Genomic DNA, 16,998 nt, shown 5'->3' with positions numbered 1-16,998 from the left:
TCTCGATGGAACCCATGATCACCGTCCTGGACGGCCAGCCCGGCGCCGGCGGCTACCGTGAGCACGACATCCTGGTGGTCGGCGAAGACGGCGCGGAGAACATCACGAAGTTCCCGTTCGGCCCGGAACACAACATCATCAGCGCCTGACACACACCTTGGTGGCGGCGGCCCCTGGCCGCCGCCACTTTTCACCCCCGTATTTCATGAGGAGCACCACCAGCATGGACAAGTCAGTATTTCTGGAAGACCTGGATGCCTTTGCCTACCGGGAGGCCCTGGCAACCGGGGAGGCGATCGTCCTCATCCCCGTCGGGTCCCTGGAGCAGCACGGGCCGCACCTGCCGCTCGGAACGGACACGATTCTGTCCTCGCGCTTCGCGGAGGGCGTTGCCCGGCGGCTGGGTGCCCTGGTGGCGCAGCCCATTTCCTACGGGTACAAGTCGCAGCAAAAGTCCGGCGGCGGCAACCACCTCTCCGGCACCACCAGCCTGGACGGCGAAACCCTCATCAAGGTGGCGCGCAACTTGGCCAAGTCCTTCCTCAACCAGGGCGTCCGGCACGTGGTCTTCGTCAACGGCCACTTCGAGAACTACCAGTTCCTGTACGAGGGAATCGACCTGGCCCTGGAAGACTTGAGGATCGGCCCGGGCGCGGAGCAGAGCGTGCTGCTGCTCTCGTACTGGGACTTCGTCAGCCCGGACACGCTGGGCCGGGTCTACCCGGATGGCTTCCCGGGCTGGGACATCGAGCACGGCGGGGTCCTGGAAACCTCGCTCATGCTGCACCTCGAACCGGCCAGGGTCGCGTTGGACCGCCTGGTCGACGGTCCTGCCGCCGTCCTGCCGCGCTTTGACCGGCTACCCGTGGTGCCGGAACGGACGCCGGCCACCGGTTGCCTCTCCTCCGCCGCCGGGTCCAGCGCCGCCAAGGGCGCCCTGCTGTACGGTCAGGTCGTCGATGACCTGACCGCCGACCTCTCCGCCGAGTTGATCCGCGAAGCCGCGGCCGTTTCGGTCTAGCAGACTGTTTTGCCCGACCGTGGCTACTCGACTGTGGCGAACAGTTCGTTGAGTTCTGCGGTGAGCTGCCGGCGCAGTTCGGGGGTGCCGATCTCCTTGCCGTCGACGTGGTTCACCGGGGCGAGCAGCCGGATGCTCGAGATGAGCCAGACGGCGTCGGCGTCGTACAGGTCGGCGGGTACCAGCGGCCCGTAGCCCAACTCCCAGCCGGCCGCCTTGGCAGCGGTGAACAGCGCGCCCTGCGAGGTGCCGGGCAGGATCCCGCTGTCCAGCTGCGGCGTGATCAGCCGGCGCACGGTGCGGGTCCCACCGGCGCCGTCGTCGGTGCTGTCCAGGTGCGCCAGCAGCACGGTCGACGTCGGGCCCTCCAGGACCCGGCCGTCGGCGGAGGTGAAGATGACGTCGTCGGCGCCCTGGTGGTGGGCGTACCGCAGCGCCGCCATGTTGACCGCGTAGGACAGCGTCTTGGCGCCGAGCAGCAGCCATGGAGCGCGTTCGCCCGCCTCGCTGTCGTAACCGCGGTCCAACAGGATAACGTCGACGCCGGTCTCGCGCTGCCGGCGGCCGGCGGCGGGCGGCGGGGAGGCCTGTACCCAGCAGCTCGGTGTACCGGCGCCCTCGACGCCACGGGTGGCGAGCAGCTTCACCACCACCTCGTCCGAACCGTCGGAGTCGCCGCCGTCCGGGCGGGCCTGCCCGCGGAACTCGCTGATGGCGGTCCCGATGGCGCGCCGCCAGGCGCCCTCGGCCGGGATGTCCAGCTCCAGGGCGCGGGCTGAGCCGGCCAGCCGGCTCAGGTGGGCCGCCAGCTTGCGCGGTGTTCCGCCCACCGCGAGCAACGACTCAAAAACGCCGTCGCCGCGGGTCGCACCCTGGTCCGTGGCCATCAGTTGGGGCTTGGAAGCGTCGGCGATGCGGCCGTCCTCAAATGCGGGATCGAGGAACACCAGTACCGTGGCGGGGGCCGGAACAGAGGCAGGGGTAGTCATGCCTTCAGCTTAGTGCGGCGCGCCGGGATAGGATTTGCGGGTTGCCCGTTCCGGAACTGTTCCGCGGGTCTGGAACCCGGAGGATTCGCCTGTGCTGTGGCCATTTTCGCTAGTGGGGACGCTCCCGCCTTGGGGCGTCCTGATTTTGGGCTTCATCGACTTCGCCATCCGAGTCCTGGCCCTCGGCATCATCCCCGGCAATCGACGTCCCACCACTGCCATGGCCTGGCTGCTGGGCATCTTTTTCGTGCCGGCGCTTGGCGTCATACTGTTCCTGCTGTTCGGTAACTTCCGGCTGTCCCGCCGGCGCCGAGCGCAACAGGAAGCGGTGAACACTCGGGTTCGGGCCGGGACATCCGCATTGGCCGCCGTCGAAAGCCAGTATGCCGGACCAGAGTGGGTAGCCTCCGCCGCGGAACTCAACAAGACCCTGGGCTCGCTGCCCATGGTGGACGGCAACAGCGTGCAGCTGCTGCCGGGCTACCCGGACTCCATCAAGGCGATGGCCGCGGCAGCCCGGGAGGCCACGTCCTTCATCAACGCCGAGTTTTATATCATGAGCTCGGACCACATCACGGACGAGCTGCTGACTGCCCTCGAAGACGCCGCCGAACGCGGCGTCGAGGTCCGGATCCTCTTCGACCACCTCGGCACGCTGCGGATCAAGGGATACCGCAAACTGATCGCGCGGCTCAGGGCCAGTAAGATCTGCTGGCGCCCGATGCTGCCGCTGCGGCCCGTGCACGGCCAGTGGCGCCGGCCCGACCTGCGCAATCACCGGAAGATCATGGTGATCGACGGTGAGGTCGCCTTCACAGGCTCGCAGAACCTGATCGAACCGTCCTATAACAACCCCCGGCACCGCAAGATTGGCCGGGAGTGGGTCGAACTCATGGCCTGCATGCGCGGCCCGATCGTCACCACGCTGAACGTCGTGTTCGCCACCGACTGGCTCAGCGAGACCGACGAGTCGCTGGAGCACCAGTTGGCGCACCAGCCCGCGCCTGTGCCCGGCCACGTCACCGCCCAGGTGGTGCCCAGCGGTCCCGGCTTCATCACCGAGAACAACCTGCGCCTGTTCAACACGCTGATTTACTCGGCGCAGCACAAGCTCTCGATCTGCAGCCCCTACTTCGTCCCGGACGACTCGCTGCTCTACGCAGTGACCACCGCGGCCCAGCGCGGCGTCGACGTCGAACTCTTCGTCTCGGAAAAAGGCGACCAGTTCCTGGTTCACCATGCCCAGCAGTCCTACTACGAGGCGCTGCTGGAAGCCGGGGTTCGCATCCACCTCTACAAAGCCCCGTTCGTGCTGCACGCCAAGCACTTCACCGTCGATGACGAGGTCGCCGTTCTTGGTTCAAGCAACATGGACATGCGCTCGTTCTCGCTGAACCTCGAGGTCTCGGTCATGCTACTCGGCGAGGACATCGTGCAGAGGATCCGCGCCGTGGAGGACACCTACCGCGGCATTTCGCACGAGCTCAAGCTCGAAGACTGGTTAAAGCGGCCCATGCGGGTCAAATACGTGGATAACGTCGCCCGTCTGACCGCAACCCTGCAGTAGCCCGGCAGGAAAGCCCTCGGGGAACCATCAGCGCTGGCCGTGGAGGATGTCATCGGCGTTGTCGAAAGCCCAGGCGACCAGCGGAACCAGCAATGCGCTCAGCACATAGCCGCGGTCGGTCAGGCTGTAGTCCACTCTCGGGGGAATGACCGCCTGTGCCTTTCGATTGACCAGCCCGTCACGCTCCAGGGTCTTTAGGGTCTGGGCCAGCATTTTTTCACTGATGCCGTCGGCCCTGCGGCGAAGTTCGCTCCAGCGCTGCTCGCCTTCGGACAGGGCTACCAGAATGAGTACTCCCCACTTACTGGTGACGTGGTCCAACACCGTCCGGCTGGGGCATCCTGCCGGGAACACGCCGTCAGGAAAGCTCGCACGAAGACTTGTGGTGTTGCTACTTTCCTTCATGCCTGTACCTTACCTGAAAGTGCGTACTAACTTTTGGGAAGTAATCGGCCGAGGCGCTGGTTGTGACCGGTGACCGAGTACAAATCCTGAGAGGAAATCATGAGCATCGTCGTTACAGGCGCAACCGGCCAGCTTGGCCGCCACGTTGTTGAAGCATTGCTGGAACGCGAGGTCCCGGCGGGGGAGATTGTGGCCGCCGGCCGCTCCATCGAAAAACTGGCAGATCTCGCCGCCCGGGGTGTGCAGGTGACGGCGATGGATTATTCGGACCCGGACTCCGTGGCGGCGGCCCTCAGGGGTGCCCGCAAAGTCCTCCTGATTTCCGGCAGCGCCGTTGGGGAGCGGGTGCCGCAGCACCGGACCGTGATCGAGGCCGCCAGGGCTGAAGGCGTGGACCTCATCGCGTATACGAGCATCGCGAATGCGGACACCTCCGAAATGAAGCTCGCGGCAGAGCACCAGGCCACCGAGGCACTCCTCCGGGAAGCCGGGGTTCCCTTCGCTCTCCTGCGCAACGGCTGGTACCTGGAGAACTACACCGACCAGCTCCCGGGAGCGTTGGCACAGGGTGCGGTCGCCGGAAGCGCTGGCGATGGCAGAATCAGTGCAGCCTCCCGCGCCGACTACGCACAGGCCGCCGCGGCGGTGCTTGTTGCCGACGATCAGGCCGGTGCGATCTACGAACTGGGCGGCGACGAGGCGTTCACCATGACCGAGCTTGCCGCCGAGTTCAGCTCGGTAGCGGGAAGGGCAATTACCTACCAGGACCTCCCGGCCCAGGAATACGCTGGCATGCTGACTGGGGTGGGTGTGCCGGAAGCGTTCGCAGAAATCCTCGCGGATTCTGATTTGGGGATCGCCCGCGGTGATCTTCTGGTCACGACTGGAGACCTGAGCAAGCTGATCGGACGCCCGACGACCACGATGGCCGAAGCGGTGCGTTCGGCGGCGTCGGCCTAGCTCCTGTTTGCTTTGACCGCCCGCGGACACCGTGAGCGGACCGGTCTTAGTGGCCCCTAGCCTTGCGGGAAGCCGGTGCCAAGGGCGGAGAGCACGCCGAAGGCCTTGGTCCGGATCTCCTCGTACTCCTCCTGCGGCGAGGAGTCCGCGGTGATGGCGCCGCCGATGCCCAGGCTCAGGGTAGCGCCCCCGTCCGTGCCGGCCGCCACCACCAAGGTGCGGATGGCCACCGCGAGGTCGGTGGCGCCGTTGAGCGAGAAATAGCCGATAGCCCCGGAGTAGACGCCGCGCGGTGCGGCCTCGAGACGGTCCAGGATGGCCATGGTGCTGACCTTGGGGGCGCCTGTCATGGAGCCCGCCGGGAAGCAGGCCGCCACTGCCTCGGCCCGGGGCATTCCGGGCCGGAGTTGTGCGTCGATGGTGCTGACCATCTGGTGGACTGTGGCATAGCTTTCGATCGAGCACAGCCGGTTGACCGAGACGGAACCGGGCACCGCGAAGTGGCTGAGGTCGTTGCGCAGCAGGTCCACGATCATGATGTTCTCGGCCCGGTCCTTGGGGGAGGATTCGAGCTCGCGGCGCAGCAGTTCGTCCCGGCCGGCGTCGGCGTCCCGCCGCCGGGTGCCTTTGATCGGCTCGGCCCGCATTGCACCGTCGGCTGCGATCCGCAGGAAGCGCTCCGGCGAGGTGCTGGCCACGGTGACCTCCGCCAGGCGCAGGAAGCTTGCGAACGGTGCCGGATTGCTGCGCCGCAACGCCAGGTACGCCTGCCATGGGTCGAGCTCCCCGGCCGCCGCTGTAGCCGTCAACGCCGTCGTCAGGCAGACCTCGTAGCTGTTGCCCTCGGTGATTTCGTGCTGAGCCGCGCCGATCTTGGCCTTGTAGGCAGCCTCGGTGTCCCGCGCCGCGAACTCCTGCGCGGTGCCGACCGCCGCGGAGAGTCCGACGCCGGTCCCCCCGCTGCTGCCGCTCACTGCGGCCGCCGCAACGGCGGACCGGGCGGTCGCCAGCCAGGCTCCGGCCTCCGGAGTGTCCAGCGCCAGCAGCCAGACCGTGCGTTCCCGGTGGTCCAGGACCACCGCGCGGCCGGCGAAGATCAGGCAGGCATCCGGAGTGGGCGACTCGACGTCGCTGCCGCCGGTCTCGCGCTTGAGTTCGTAGCCGAGGTAACCGAGCCAGCCGAGGGTGAACTCGCAGGGGTAGCCTTCGGGGGCACGCAGGTCTGGCCGGCCCCAGGCCCCGTCGAGCCAGCGGAAGAACCCGCCCTCGATCTGCACGGCGGCGTTGCCGATGCTTACCCGGGTCTGGCCGGACCGGTGCCGCATGGACTGCCCGTAATTGCCGCCGTCGTCCGCCAGGATGCTGAACCGGCCGCGTTCGGCGGCGGCGCCGCCGGGACCTGCGCCGGCCGGCGCCGCACCCCCGGCCAGGGAGGAGTCAAGCCACACCGCGTTCGGCGAGCCGCCGTAAAGGGCTTCGAAGAGCCGCGCGGGATCCGGTGCGCCGTCGAGCCGCTCGGTCTTCAGTTGCAACCCGCGGCGTGCCGAAAGCTCGGGGAGCAGCACCGGAGCCATGGCCGGCAGGTACTGGAGCGCCTGCAGGACCTGCCCCGGGGCAGTGCCGTCGGCGAGGTTGAGCACCCGCAGGGTGGCCCGGGAGGGCACGTCGTCGCCGGCCAGCCAGGCCTCTTCCTGGTCCGCCCATTGCTCCCAGTAGGGCTCATAGCTGTCTCCGTCACGGGCCAGGGCCCGGATCCGGCGGTCCAGATCGGGGGAGTCGGCCCAGATTACGGCGTCCAGGAAGGGCGCGGCGGCCGCGGCGGCTGCACCCACGCCCTCGACCAGGACAATTTCGGCCGGCTGGGTGAGGCGGGCGGCGCCGTCGTAGTGCCGCTCCCAGTCCCAGCTGACCCAGCGGGCGGCCTCGCCGCGGCGCAACGGGTCAAGCACGGTGGCAACATAGCGTTCGATGCCCGCGGCCAGGCCGTTCCAGCCGGGGTAGATGTCCTCAAGATGGAACAGCGAGACACTGTGGTGTTCGCGGAGCCGGGCCGCGAGCTCGATGGCCAGGGTGGTCTTGCCTGCGCCGGAGCGCCCGTCGATGGCGATGATGACGGGTATGTGGCTCATGAATTAGAGCGTACCGGGTGCCCCGCCGAGTCCCGATGCTGCGCGGCGCGGACGTGCGCCAGGATGCCCGGAACCGCCGCCTGGATCAGCTCCCAGGTCGCGTCGAAGTCGGCGTGGCCGCCGTACCAGGGGTCCTCGATGCCTTGGTCCAGCGGGTCCGCGCCCTCCACTGCGGGGTCGAAGCTGCGCAGCATTCGGATCTTCGCCACCGAGGCCCGGTCCGGAGCGGCCTGCCGCAGCCAGCCGTAGTGGTCAACGTCCAGGGCAAGGATCAGCTCGCGCGACTGGAACCATTCGGGGCGCCACTCGCGCGCGATGTGCAGCCGGGAGGAGATGTTGTGGGCGGCCAGGGTGCGGCCGGCCCGGGGATCGATTGGGCGGCCCGCCTCGTAGGCGGTGATTCCGGCTGAATCGACCTCGACGCCGGTGAGCTGCTCCGCGGCCGCGGCCTCGGCGAGCATCAGTTCGGCCATCGGGGATCGGCAAATATTTCCGGTGCAGACCGTGATGATCCGGTATTGGCCCGCGATTGACGTCATGATCCAGCATGACGGATACGGCTGCCGCCTGGCTATTCGGTCGGCCTCGCCGCGGTCGCCTGCGCCCCGGGACCGGACCCGAAACCGGTTCCCGGCACTCAGGCGGTCCGGCTCCAGAGTGCCTTCCGGAGCAGTCCCTTCAGCTCGCCGGCTTCGGCGTCGGTGAGGCCGGCGAGGGCGGTGGATTCCGCCGCCCGCGCGGCGGCCTCGGCCTGCCGGAAGACGGACGATCCATCCTCGGTGGCGGAGACGATCTTGGCCCGGCGGTCCAGTCTTCCAGGCGCGCGGATTACCAGGCCACGCTGCTCCAGCTCGTCGATGAGGGCTACGATCTGGCTGGGGTCCAGGCTGAGGAACTCCGCCATTTCACGCTGCGTGGGCTCCAGCTCGCTGGTGGCCAGCGCCAACACGGAATAGGAGCGCTCCTTGAGTCCGAACTGAGCGAGTGCACGGTTGTTGAGGACAGACCCCGCGGCGTGCAGTTTGGCCAGCAGGAAGCCCGCGTCGCGACTGATCGAGGCGGACATCAGCTTGTCCGCCGGCCGGATGCCCGGCTGTTCGTCTACATCCGTCGCCATGCCCACTCCAATAGTCCAAAAAATAAATCATTGACATTTTCAATCATCCATACTTTCATGGATGTAGAACAGCATCCCACGCCGAAGCGCAGGATGTACACGTCAGCTAGCAAGGGAGCAGCGATGAGCCTCGCAGGAAAAGTAGCAATCGTCACCGGAAGCGGACGGGGCCTCGGCCTGGCTTACGCCCGGGAACTGGCCCGGCAGGGCGCCGCCGTCGTGGTGAACGACGTTGACGCAGCGGTTGCCGACGAGGCGGTCCGGACCATACAGTCCGACGGCGGCCGTGCCGCCGCCGTGGTGGCGCCGGTGGGCAGCTCCGAGGTGGCCAGCCAGCTTGTCCAGGCAGCCGTCAGCGAGTTCGGCCGGCTGGATATTTTGGTCACCAACGCCGGGATCCTGCGGGACAAGAGCCTGCTCAAGATGACGGATGACGACTTCGACGCCGTGATCAACGTGCACCTCAAAGGCACCTTTACCTGCGCCCGGGAGGCGTTTGGCTACTTCAAGGAGAACGGCATCCCCGGCCGCATCATCACCATCGGCTCGCCGACCGGCCAGCGCGGCAACTTCGGCCAGACCAACTACGCCGCGGCGAAGGCCGGAATCGTGGGCATGGTCCGTACCTGGGCGATGGAGATGAAGAAGGCGGGCGTCACCGCCAACGCCGTCATCCCGGTGGCGGCCACCGCCATGACCAAGACCGTCCCGTACTTCCAGAAGGCCGTCGAAGCCGACGAACGCGGCGAGACCATGCCGGCGTTCTTCCGCCACGACCTCGGCTTCGGCACCGCCGACGACGTCGCCGGGCTGGTGGCCTTCCTCGCCTCCGACGCCGCCGCCGGAATCACCGGCCAGGCAATCGGCGCCGGCGGCGACCGGCTGCAGCTCTGGACCCACCCGGAGGCCGCCGCCACCGAGTACCGCGAAGGCGGCTGGGGATACCAGGACCTCGTGGACAACTTCGGGGCGCTCTTCGGCGACAAGCTGCAAAGCGTCGGCGAGGAGTTCCTGCCGCTGCCGGAAGAGCTCAAGCCTGAACCGGCGCAGGCCCGCTGACATGACCGCCACCCGCTACGAACTCGGCATCGACGCCGCAAAGCTCGATGCGATCGACATGCACGTCCACCTCGAGGTGGACGGCCACGGCCACGAGTCCCTGCCGCCGGTCCTGACCGAGGCCTCGGCCAAGTACTTCAAGGCCGAGGACCGGAGCCCGTCGCTGGACCGGATCGCGGAGATCTACCGCGGACTGAACATGGCCGCCGTCGTCTTCACCGTGGACGCGCGCACCCAGCTCAAGCACGAGCCCAACAGCATCCCCGAGCTCATTGCCGGGGCGGCGCGGAACAACGACGTACTGATCCCGTTCGGCAGCGTTGACCCGCGCACCGGGCCCGAGGCGATCCGCGGTGCCGTGCACCAGGCCGAGGCCCTTGGCGCCCGCGGCTTCAAGTTCCACCCCAGCCTGCAGGGCTTCGACCCCTCCAACGAGCAGTTCTATCCGCTCTGGGAGACCCTTCAGGAACTGGGGCTGCCGGCGATCTTCCACACCGGCCAAAACGGCATGGGGGCCGGCCTGCCCGGCGGGTTCGGCATCAAGCTGGCGTACTCCAACCCGCTGCTGCTGGACGCCGTCGCCGCGGACTTTCCCGAGCTGCAGATCATCATGGCCCACCCCTCGGTGCCGTGGCAGGACGAGGCCAACTCGATCGCCACGCACAAGTCCAACGTGTTCATCGACCTGTCCGGCTGGTCTCCGAAGTACTTCCCGGAGTCGCTGGTGAAGATGGCCAACTCGGTGCTGCAGGACAAGGTGCTGTTCGGCACCGATTTCCCGCTGATCACCCCGCAGAAGTGGCTGGGTGCCTTCGCTGACCTGCCGCTCAAGGACGAGGTGCGGCCCAAGATCCTCAAGCACAACGCCGTCCGCCTGCTCGGTTTGGAGGGTTGAGATGAGCCTTGACACCGCCGTCGCCGCCGCGCAGGAGAGGCTCTACGGCGTCTGCGACTACTACGACGCCGAATCCCTGCTCACTCCCGCCGAACGCCGGATCCTGGGCCGGCTGCGCACCTTCCTGGACGAAGAAGCCCGGCCGTTGCTGGCCGAGTACTGGGAGCGCGGTGAATTTCCGGACCAGCTGGCCCGGCCGCTGATCGATCTGGACCTGATGGAGCCGGCCGAGCTGACCGGCGCCCCCGGCGCAGCACCGACGCCGGCCCGCGGGATCTACCAGGGCTTCCGGATCTTCGAACTTGCCCGGACCGACGCCTCACTGGCCACCTTCTACACGGCCCAGGCCGGGCTGTTCCGGACCGCCATCCGGGTCGGCGCCTCCGCGGAACAGCAGGCCGAGTGGATGCCCAAGGTTCTCGATTTCTCGCTCAAGGGCGTCTTCTCGCTGACCGAACCGGAGTCCGGCTCCGATATCGCCGGCGGACTCTCCACGAGCGCCCGCCGGGATGGCGACAGCTGGGTCCTCAACGGCGCCAAGCGCTGGATCGGAGGAGCGGCCACCGCCGACGTCCTGGCGGTGTTCGCCCGCGACGAGGCCGACGGTCAGGTCAAAGCCTTCCTGGTGGACCGCGAGGCCGCAGGGGTGACGCTGGCAAAGATCCACGGCAAGACCGCCCTGCGGATGATGCAGAACGCCCACATCACGCTCGACGGGGTCCGCGTCCCGGAATCGATGCGGCTGCACAACGTCAACTCCTTCCGGGACGTAGCCGCGATGCTGCGGGCCATGCGCTCCGACGTCGCTTGGATCGCGGCCGGCATGTCCGCCGGCGCGTTCGAAGCGGCGCTGCGCTACGTCACCGAACGGCAGCAGTTCGGCCGGCAGCTGGGGTCCTTCCAACTTGTCCAGGAGAAGCTCGCGCGGATGCTCGGCAACGTCACCTCGGCCCTGTCCCTGGTGGTCCGGCTGACCGAACAGCAGGCCAAGGGCATCTATCGGGACCAGGATTCGGCCCTGGCCAAGATGCAGACGTCCCTCCTAATGCGCGAGACGGTGGCGCTGGCCCGCGAAGTGGTGGGCGGCAACGGCATCACCCTCGAGACCGACGTCGCCCGGTTCCATGCCGACGCCGAGGCCGTCTACTCCTATGAGGGCACCCACGAGATCAACGCCCTCATCATCGGCCGCGCCCTCACCGGCGAAAGCGCCTTCACCCGCTAGCACCCTGAGACGGTGCCGGCCCGGGTCCGCCGTCGTTCTTCACCCACCCAACCCCATCACCAGGAGCCAAAGATGCCCAACCTCGTCGTCGACTTCGACAAACTGCTCACCCTTGCCGGCACCGACCTCGGTGCCACCGAATACCGCGAAATCAGCCAGGAACAGATCAACAAATTCGCCGACGCCACCGGCGATGACCAGTGGATCCATGTAGACCCGGAACGCGCCAAGGACGGCCCCTTCGGCGCCCCGATCGCGCACGGCTTCCTGACCCTCTCGCTCATCATCCCGTTCTGGGGCGAACTGTTCGACGTCGACGGCGTCACCACCAAGGTGAACTACGGGCTGGACAAGGTCCGCTTCACCTCCCCGGTCAAGGTGGGGTCGCGGATCCGGATGCGCGCCACCATCGCCGAGGTCACCGAGGTCAAGGGCGGCGCCCAGATCAAGGTCGCCAACACCATCGAGATCGAGGGCCAGGAACGCCCCGCCGTCGTCGCCGAATTCCTGGCCCGCTTCTACAAGTAACCGTTTCGCCCGGACGTTTCACCCCCACCGTTCAACCAATCACCAACCCCACTGCCGCAAGGAACAACGATGTCCCAGATTTCGCAGTTGCAGTCCCTGGACGCGGGCACGCGTCGCCGGGAGGCTCGGACCGTCATTGCCTCCAGCTACCTCGGAAGCACGATCGAGTACTACGACTTCCTGCTCTATGCGACGGCTGCTGCTGTCGTCTTCCCCAAGGTCTTTTTCACCGGGCTGGACGACTGGGTCGGCGTCGTGGCCGCTTACGGCACCTTTGCCGCCGGCTACGTTGCACGGCCCCTGGGCGGCATCATCTTCGGTCACTTCGGCGACAAACTCGGCCGCAAGGGCATGTTGATTGTCTCGATGCTGGTCATGGGCATCGCCTCCACACTGATCGGGGTGGTGCCGGACGCTTCGGTGGCCGGTCCCTGGGGTGCGGTCCTGCTGGTGATCCTCCGGGTTCTCCAAGGCATCGCCGTCGGCGGCGAATGGGGCGGGGCCGCCCTGATGGCCCTGGAACACTCGGAGTCCGGCAAGCGCGGCTTCGCGGCGTCCTTCGTCAACGCCGGGGCCCCCAGCGGCGCGGTGCTCGGCACCCTGGTGATGGGCGCGTTCTCCGCCCTGCCGAACGCCCAGTTCCTCGCCTGGGGCTGGCGCGTGCCGTTCCTGCTGTCCTTCGTCCTGCTGGCCGTGGGCATGTTTGTCCGGCTCAAGGTCTCCGAGAGCCCGATCTTCAAGGCGGCCCTGGAGAAGGAAGCGGCAGAACAGGCCGGCCAAGGCACCGCGGTGCGACGTGAAGCGCCCCTGCTGCAGGTCCTGCGCCGGCCGAAGACCCTGGTCTTCACCATGCTGGCCGGCGCGGCCGGATTCGCGCTGCAGGTGGTGCTGGCCACCTTCGCCGTGACCTATGCGGTGTCCAAGGGCGCCGACCGGCAGGGCGTGCTTTACGCGTTCGCGGCGGCTTCGTTCGTCTCTATCATCTTTGTGGTCATGGGCGGCCGGCTCTCCGACAAGCTTGGCCGGCGGCCCGTGATGATCGGCGGCCTGGTCCTCTTCATCATCTACCTGGTCCCGATGTTCCAGCTCTTGTCCTCGAACAACATCGGCCTGATCTTTGTCGCCTTCGCGGTGGGCCTGATGATCCACTCCACGCTGTTTGGCCCGCTCGCTGCCTTCGTCTCGGAACAGTTCGGCACCACCTCGAGGTATACCGGGGCATCGCTGGGCTACCAACTCGCCACCCTCCTCGGGGCAGGCTTCACCCCGGGGATCGTGGCGCAAATCTTCAAGGACTCGGGGCAAAACACCTCATCCGTGGTGTGGTATCTCGCCATCATGTCGGTCGTCTCGATCGTCTTCATCCTGCTGACCCGCGAGCCGAAGAACAACGATCTGGAAGCGGTCCGGTCCTAAGCGGTCCCGCAAGCCTCAACGTCTAACTGGAAAGGAATTGCCGTGGAGAATTTTGGCATCGGCTCGTGGTTGCAACGGCGCCGCCCGAAGTCCGGCACCAAGACGGCCATCATCAGCGGAGGCCGGGAACTCAGCTACGCACAGTTCGCGGACCGGAGCCTCCGGCTGGCCAACGCCCTGCGGGACCGCGGCGTCGCGAAGGGGGACCGGGTGGCGTACCTCGGCGAGAACCACCCGTCGTTCCTCGAAACGCTTTTTGCCTGCGGCGCTCTCGGCGCCATCTTCGTGCCGCTTAACACCCGGCTGGCGCCCCCGGAGATCCAGTTCCAGCTGCAGGACAGCGGGGCCGTGGCCCTGATTCATGCGCAGGCCCTGAGCGACCTCGCCCACCGCGGTGCCGTCGGGACAGCGGTGGCCCGGCTCGTCGTCGTCGATGATTCAGGCGACGGCAGCGCTGAAGCGGCGGGCGATGACAGCGGCCAGGGGCCGACGGCGGTCGAGGGCTTTGAGGACGTGGTGGCCTCCGGCGCCGAGCGGCCACTGGATGAACCGGTAACCCTGGACGACGGGGCCATGATCCTCTACACCTCTGGCACCACAGGACGGCCCAAAGGTGCACTGCTGACCCACGGGAATATCATCTGGAACTGCATCAACGTGATCGTGGACTTCGACTTCTCCTCGGTTGATGTGGCGCTGATGATTTCACCGATGTTCCATGTGGCGTCACTGGACATGGGTGTTCTGCCCACTCTTCTCAAGGGCGGCACCGTCATCCTTGAATCCCGGTTTGATCCCGGCCGGGTCCTGACCCTCGTCGAGCAATACCGCGTCACGACCATGAGCGGCGTCCCGACCACCTATCAGCTCATCTGCGAACACCCCGCCTGGCCAACGACAGATCTCAGCTCGTTGAACAAGCTCACCTGCGGGGGTTCCGCTATCCCCATGCGCGTGCTCGACGCCTACGAGTCCCGGGACCTCCAGATCGGCAACGGCTACGGCATGACGGAAACCGCCCCCGGCGCGACGGTCCTTCCCGCGGCGAGGTCCCGGGAGAAGGCCGGATCCGCCGGTCTCCCGCACTTCTTCACCGATATCCGGATCGCCGATCCAGTAGCGGGAATTGCGGCGCCTGGAACCGTGGGGGAGATCCAAATCAAGGGTCCCAATGTCATCCACGGATACTGGGAGCGGCCGGACGCCACGGCGGCGTCCTACGCTGAGGGCGGCTGGTTCAAGTCCGGAGACCTGGCCTACACCGACGAAGAAGGCTTCGTGTTCATCGCTGACAGGCTCAAGGACATGATCATCTCCGGCGGCGAGAACATCTACCCGGCCGAGGTGGAACAGGCGATCGCCGAACTCGACGCCGTCGGGAGCGTGGCGGTGATCGGCGTGCCGGACGAGAAGTGGGGCGAGGTGCCGCGCGCCGTGGTGCTGCTGCGGGACGGTGCCCAGCTTTCGGAGGACCAGCTGCGGGCCCACCTGCAGGGCAGGCTGGCACGCTACAAGATTCCCAAATCGGTGGTCTTCGTGGCGGAGATGCCGCGGACCGCGAGCGGCAAAATCCGCAAGGCCGAGCTGCGGAAGCTGGCGCCCGGGGCAGTCTGAGGGGTCGCCCAGACACCTAGTGGATCAGGGCCAGCAGGGTGCCGACGGCCATGAACAATACGCCGAAGGTCCGGTTGAGGATCCGCTGGCCGCGGGCGTCGTGGGTGAAACGCTGGAACGTCGTGGCCGCCGCCGCGAAAAAGAACCACATGACCAGGATGTCGATCACGATCACGGTCGCGGACAGCACGAGGTACTGCGGCACCAGCGGCTGTTCCGGGCGGATGAACTGCGGCATGAAGGCCAGGAAGAAGACGATCGCCTTCGGGTTGAGCAGGTTGACCCACAGGCCGCGGCGGAACATCGAGCCTGCCGGTTCGTTCCGCAGCGCCGCGGCTTTCTCCTGGTCCAGGTCCGGCTTGTGCCGGAACTGCTGGATGCCGAGGAAGACGAGGTAGGCGGCGCCGGCGTAGCGGATGACGTTGAAGGCCAGCGGCGAACTTGCCACCAGCACCCCGACGCCGAGCGCGACGATCAGGATGTGCACCACCAACGCGGCCTGCTGGCCAAGGATTCCCCAAATGGAGCGCTGGAAGCCGGAGTTCAGCGAGTTGCTCATGGTGTTGATGGCGCCAGCGCCGGGGGTGAAGCTGATCAGGACGCCGGCGCCGGCCAGGGCCAGCCAAAGGGAAGGTTGCACTGTGCCAGTTTAGGGCGCGGCGCGGGTCGGTCAGATCAACGGCCAGGGGTAGCGCATGCCGGTGCGGTCCACCGGCAGCACGCCTGCGATTAGCATCCTTTGGACGCGGCGCTGCAGGGCGGTGACTTCGTCGTCGTCGAGGAGTGCGGCCACGTCGGGCGGCACAGCCCCGGCGAGCGGAGCGATGTCCCGAATCAGGGCGTCCGGGATGGGGTCGCCCGCGAAGTCCCAGATTACGGTGCGTAGTTTGAAGGCTGCCGAGAAGCACAGCCCGTGGTCGATGCCCCAGATCCGGCCGTCGACGCCGCGCAGCACGTGGCCGCTTTTGCGGTCCGTGTTGTTGGCGACGTAATCGAACAAGGCGATCCGCGCCAGGTCCTGGTGGGTTTCAGGGGAGTCCTCGTACAGCGTGAAGTAGTGCTCCTGGAAGTCGCACTCGATGAACCACTGCAACGATCCGATGCCCAGGGGTGCTTCCTCGCGGATCACCGTCGGCGGCACAAGCCCCCACCCCAGCGACTCACTGAGCAGGTAGGCGGCACGTTCGCGCCGGTAGAGCCCGGGCTCGAAATCGGACAGCGGCCTTTCTCCGGCTTCCGGTTTGTAGACCGCATAGGCGGCCGCGTCCCGGCAGGAGACCTGGACAAGGTACGTCTCGTTGCTGCTGCGCGGGATGAGTCCGAGCAGCTCGACGCGCCCCTCGGTGAGCAACGTCAGGTCCTGGCCGGACACCGGATTCCCTCGTTCACTGTGCCCTCAGCCCGCTGAGGGGTTCCGACGTCGAATTCACCATCAGCACCGCGGGGTCCTGGCCGTCCACGAACGCGATGGCCGACACCGAGCCGGGGCTGATGACGATCCGCTGGAAGAGGTCCAGGGGCGTGCCCAGGGCGTGGGCGACGGCGGCCTTGATGGGGTCGGCGTGGGAGAAGCACACCACGACGCTGCCGGCGTGGTCGGTACGCAGTGCTTGCAGCGCTCCGACGATCCGCGCCTGCATCTCCGGAAAGCTCTCGCCGTTCGGGAAGCGGAACTCTGACGGGCTGTGCTGCACGGTCTGCCACTCCGGTAAAGCCGCCAGATCGGCGATCGCGGCGCCGGTCCAGTCGCCAAAGTCGCATTCAAGCAGGCCGTCGTCGCGGTTCACTGCCAGTCCCGTGCGGGCAGCCGCCGGCTCTGCCGTCTCGCTGGCACGCTCCAACGGTGACGAATAGATCGCATTGACGGACAAGCCCGCGAGCCGATCCGCAACGCGCTCGGCTTGGACGCGGCCGCGGTCGGACAGGTGCAGCCCCGGGGCCCGCCCCGGCAGCACCGTGCCCGTCGTCGGCGTCTCCCCGTGGCGGACCAGGAGGAGGAGGGTGGTGTCCGCCGTCGACGGAGCATCCGGTGGAGCGGACGGCGCTGAAGCATTCATCAGCATCCAGCGTATT

The 16,998-nt window shown here is 67.2% G+C and carries 17 protein-coding genes and 1 pseudogene; 10 read left to right on the top strand and 8 right to left on the bottom strand.

Annotated features, from left to right (window positions below):
• A pseudogene (locus AC1DGI_RS10550) lies at positions 1 to 149 on the top strand (creatininase); the annotation flags it as partial.
• A 74-nt stretch (positions 150 to 223) separates the two neighbouring features.
• Positions 224 to 1,021 (top strand): creatininase, encoded by a 798-nt coding sequence (locus AC1DGI_RS10545; RefSeq protein ID WP_476898758.1) that lies wholly within the window; start codon positions 224 to 226, stop codon positions 1,019 to 1,021.
• Between the two features lie 23 nt (positions 1,022 to 1,044).
• Here AC1DGI_RS10545 and AC1DGI_RS10540 read toward each other — a convergent pair whose 3' ends face one another.
• Positions 1,045 to 2,010 carry an aminodeoxychorismate lyase gene (locus AC1DGI_RS10540; protein WP_441402264.1) on the bottom strand — a complete coding sequence of 322 codons (966 nt, stop codon included), beginning with the start codon at positions 2,008 to 2,010 and terminating at the stop codon, positions 1,045 to 1,047.
• Positions 2,011 to 2,101: 91 nt separating this feature from the next.
• On the opposite strand from AC1DGI_RS10540, the gene cls reads away from it, so the two are divergent.
• The gene (cls, locus tag AC1DGI_RS10535) at positions 2,102 to 3,577 is read left to right on the top strand and encodes a cardiolipin synthase (RefSeq protein WP_476898757.1); all 1,476 of its coding nucleotides are present in this window, start codon (positions 2,102 to 2,104) and stop codon (positions 3,575 to 3,577) included.
• A gap of 27 nt (positions 3,578 to 3,604) precedes the next feature.
• Here cls and AC1DGI_RS10530 read toward each other — a convergent pair whose 3' ends face one another.
• Positions 3,605 to 3,982 (bottom strand): winged helix-turn-helix transcriptional regulator, encoded by a 378-nt coding sequence (locus AC1DGI_RS10530; protein WP_476898756.1) that lies wholly within the window; start codon positions 3,980 to 3,982, stop codon positions 3,605 to 3,607.
• 99 nt (positions 3,983 to 4,081) lie between these two features.
• On the opposite strand from AC1DGI_RS10530, the gene AC1DGI_RS10525 reads away from it, so the two are divergent.
• Entirely contained in the window at positions 4,082 to 4,942 is an 861-nt protein-coding gene (locus AC1DGI_RS10525) for an SDR family oxidoreductase (RefSeq protein ID WP_441402267.1), read from the top strand.
• 56 nt (positions 4,943 to 4,998) lie between these two features.
• Here AC1DGI_RS10525 and pabB read toward each other — a convergent pair whose 3' ends face one another.
• The 3 genes from pabB to AC1DGI_RS10510 all read right to left on the bottom strand — a co-directional run bounded on the left by pabB (position 4,999) and on the right by AC1DGI_RS10510 (position 8,188).
• Positions 4,999 to 7,071 carry an aminodeoxychorismate synthase component I gene (pabB, locus tag AC1DGI_RS10520; protein WP_476898755.1) on the bottom strand — a complete coding sequence of 691 codons (2,073 nt, stop codon included), beginning with the start codon at positions 7,069 to 7,071 and terminating at the stop codon, positions 4,999 to 5,001.
• Positions 7,068 to 7,610, bottom strand: coding sequence for a low molecular weight protein-tyrosine-phosphatase (locus AC1DGI_RS10515; RefSeq protein ID WP_441400325.1), 543 nt, complete (start codon positions 7,608 to 7,610; stop codon positions 7,068 to 7,070). Before AC1DGI_RS10515 ends, pabB begins: the two co-directional genes overlap by 4 nt.
• Before the next feature lie 98 nt (positions 7,611 to 7,708).
• Positions 7,709 to 8,188, bottom strand: coding sequence for a MarR family winged helix-turn-helix transcriptional regulator (locus AC1DGI_RS10510; RefSeq protein ID WP_476898754.1), 480 nt, complete (start codon positions 8,186 to 8,188; stop codon positions 7,709 to 7,711).
• Between the two features lie 123 nt (positions 8,189 to 8,311).
• Between AC1DGI_RS10510 and AC1DGI_RS10505 the strand changes: the two genes are divergently transcribed.
• The 6 genes from AC1DGI_RS10505 (at position 8,312) to AC1DGI_RS10480 (ending at position 14,925) form a co-directional block, all read left to right on the top strand.
• Positions 8,312 to 9,247, top strand: a complete 936-nt coding sequence (locus AC1DGI_RS10505; protein ID WP_476898753.1) for an SDR family oxidoreductase — start codon at positions 8,312 to 8,314, stop codon at positions 9,245 to 9,247.
• A 1-nt stretch (position 9,248) separates the two neighbouring features.
• Complete coding sequence (locus AC1DGI_RS10500; RefSeq protein WP_476898752.1) at positions 9,249 to 10,142, top strand: amidohydrolase family protein; 894 nt, start codon at positions 9,249 to 9,251, stop codon at positions 10,140 to 10,142.
• 1 nt (position 10,143) lies between these two features.
• Positions 10,144 to 11,367, top strand: coding sequence for an acyl-CoA dehydrogenase family protein (locus AC1DGI_RS10495; RefSeq protein ID WP_476898751.1), 1,224 nt, complete (start codon positions 10,144 to 10,146; stop codon positions 11,365 to 11,367).
• 72 nt (positions 11,368 to 11,439) lie between these two features.
• On the top strand, positions 11,440 to 11,895 hold the full coding sequence (locus AC1DGI_RS10490) for a MaoC family dehydratase (RefSeq protein WP_441400315.1): 456 nt from the start codon (positions 11,440 to 11,442) through the stop codon (positions 11,893 to 11,895).
• 69 nt (positions 11,896 to 11,964) lie between these two features.
• The gene (locus AC1DGI_RS10485; RefSeq protein WP_476898750.1) at positions 11,965 to 13,311 is read left to right on the top strand and encodes an MFS transporter; all 1,347 of its coding nucleotides are present in this window, start codon (positions 11,965 to 11,967) and stop codon (positions 13,309 to 13,311) included.
• Positions 13,312 to 13,353: 42 nt separating this feature from the next.
• Positions 13,354 to 14,925 (top strand): acyl-CoA synthetase, encoded by a 1,572-nt coding sequence (locus tag AC1DGI_RS10480; protein WP_476898749.1) that lies wholly within the window; start codon positions 13,354 to 13,356, stop codon positions 14,923 to 14,925.
• Between the two features lie 16 nt (positions 14,926 to 14,941).
• Here AC1DGI_RS10480 and AC1DGI_RS10475 read toward each other — a convergent pair whose 3' ends face one another.
• From AC1DGI_RS10475 to AC1DGI_RS10465, 3 genes are read right to left on the bottom strand one after another with little or no spacing between them, the layout of a single operon-like run.
• The gene (locus tag AC1DGI_RS10475) at positions 14,942 to 15,565 is read right to left on the bottom strand and encodes a LysE family transporter (protein WP_476898748.1); all 624 of its coding nucleotides are present in this window, start codon (positions 15,563 to 15,565) and stop codon (positions 14,942 to 14,944) included.
• Between the two features lie 30 nt (positions 15,566 to 15,595).
• The gene (locus AC1DGI_RS10470) at positions 15,596 to 16,297 is read right to left on the bottom strand and encodes an SCO1664 family protein (RefSeq protein ID WP_476898747.1); all 702 of its coding nucleotides are present in this window, start codon (positions 16,295 to 16,297) and stop codon (positions 15,596 to 15,598) included.
• Positions 16,298 to 16,310: 13 nt separating this feature from the next.
• Positions 16,311 to 16,988, bottom strand: a complete 678-nt coding sequence (locus tag AC1DGI_RS10465; protein ID WP_476898746.1) for an MSMEG_4193 family putative phosphomutase — start codon at positions 16,986 to 16,988, stop codon at positions 16,311 to 16,313.
• Between the last annotated feature and the right edge of the window lie 10 nt (positions 16,989 to 16,998).

The organism is Arthrobacter sp. 05N428_2 (assembly GCF_056397065.1).
Note: the sequence above shows the minus strand (reverse complement) of the source record. Positions and strands in the feature narration are given on the sequence as shown.

Excerpts from the sequence above, each read along its gene's own strand:
- AC1DGI_RS10545 (WP_476898758.1), top strand. The coding sequence starts at position 224 with ATGGACAAGTCAGTATTTCTGGAAGACCTGGATGCCTTTGCCTACCGG.
- AC1DGI_RS10540 (WP_441402264.1), bottom strand. The coding sequence starts at position 2,010 with ATGACTACCCCTGCCTCTGTTCCGGCCCCCGCCACGGTACTGGTGTTC.
- AC1DGI_RS10530 (WP_476898756.1), bottom strand. The coding sequence starts at position 3,982 with ATGAAGGAAAGTAGCAACACCACAAGTCTTCGTGCGAGCTTTCCTGAC.
- AC1DGI_RS10525 (WP_441402267.1), top strand. The coding sequence starts at position 4,082 with ATGAGCATCGTCGTTACAGGCGCAACCGGCCAGCTTGGCCGCCACGTT.
- pabB (WP_476898755.1), bottom strand. The coding sequence starts at position 7,071 with ATGAGCCACATACCCGTCATCATCGCCATCGACGGGCGCTCCGGCGCA.
- AC1DGI_RS10515 (WP_441400325.1), bottom strand. The coding sequence starts at position 7,610 with ATGACGTCAATCGCGGGCCAATACCGGATCATCACGGTCTGCACCGGA.
- AC1DGI_RS10510 (WP_476898754.1), bottom strand. The coding sequence starts at position 8,188 with ATGGCGACGGATGTAGACGAACAGCCGGGCATCCGGCCGGCGGACAAG.
- AC1DGI_RS10505 (WP_476898753.1), top strand. The coding sequence starts at position 8,312 with ATGAGCCTCGCAGGAAAAGTAGCAATCGTCACCGGAAGCGGACGGGGC.
- AC1DGI_RS10500 (WP_476898752.1), top strand. The coding sequence starts at position 9,249 with ATGACCGCCACCCGCTACGAACTCGGCATCGACGCCGCAAAGCTCGAT.
- AC1DGI_RS10495 (WP_476898751.1), top strand. The coding sequence starts at position 10,144 with ATGAGCCTTGACACCGCCGTCGCCGCCGCGCAGGAGAGGCTCTACGGC.
- AC1DGI_RS10490 (WP_441400315.1), top strand. The coding sequence starts at position 11,440 with ATGCCCAACCTCGTCGTCGACTTCGACAAACTGCTCACCCTTGCCGGC.
- AC1DGI_RS10485 (WP_476898750.1), top strand. The coding sequence starts at position 11,965 with ATGTCCCAGATTTCGCAGTTGCAGTCCCTGGACGCGGGCACGCGTCGC.
- AC1DGI_RS10465 (WP_476898746.1), bottom strand. The coding sequence starts at position 16,988 with ATGCTGATGAATGCTTCAGCGCCGTCCGCTCCACCGGATGCTCCGTCG.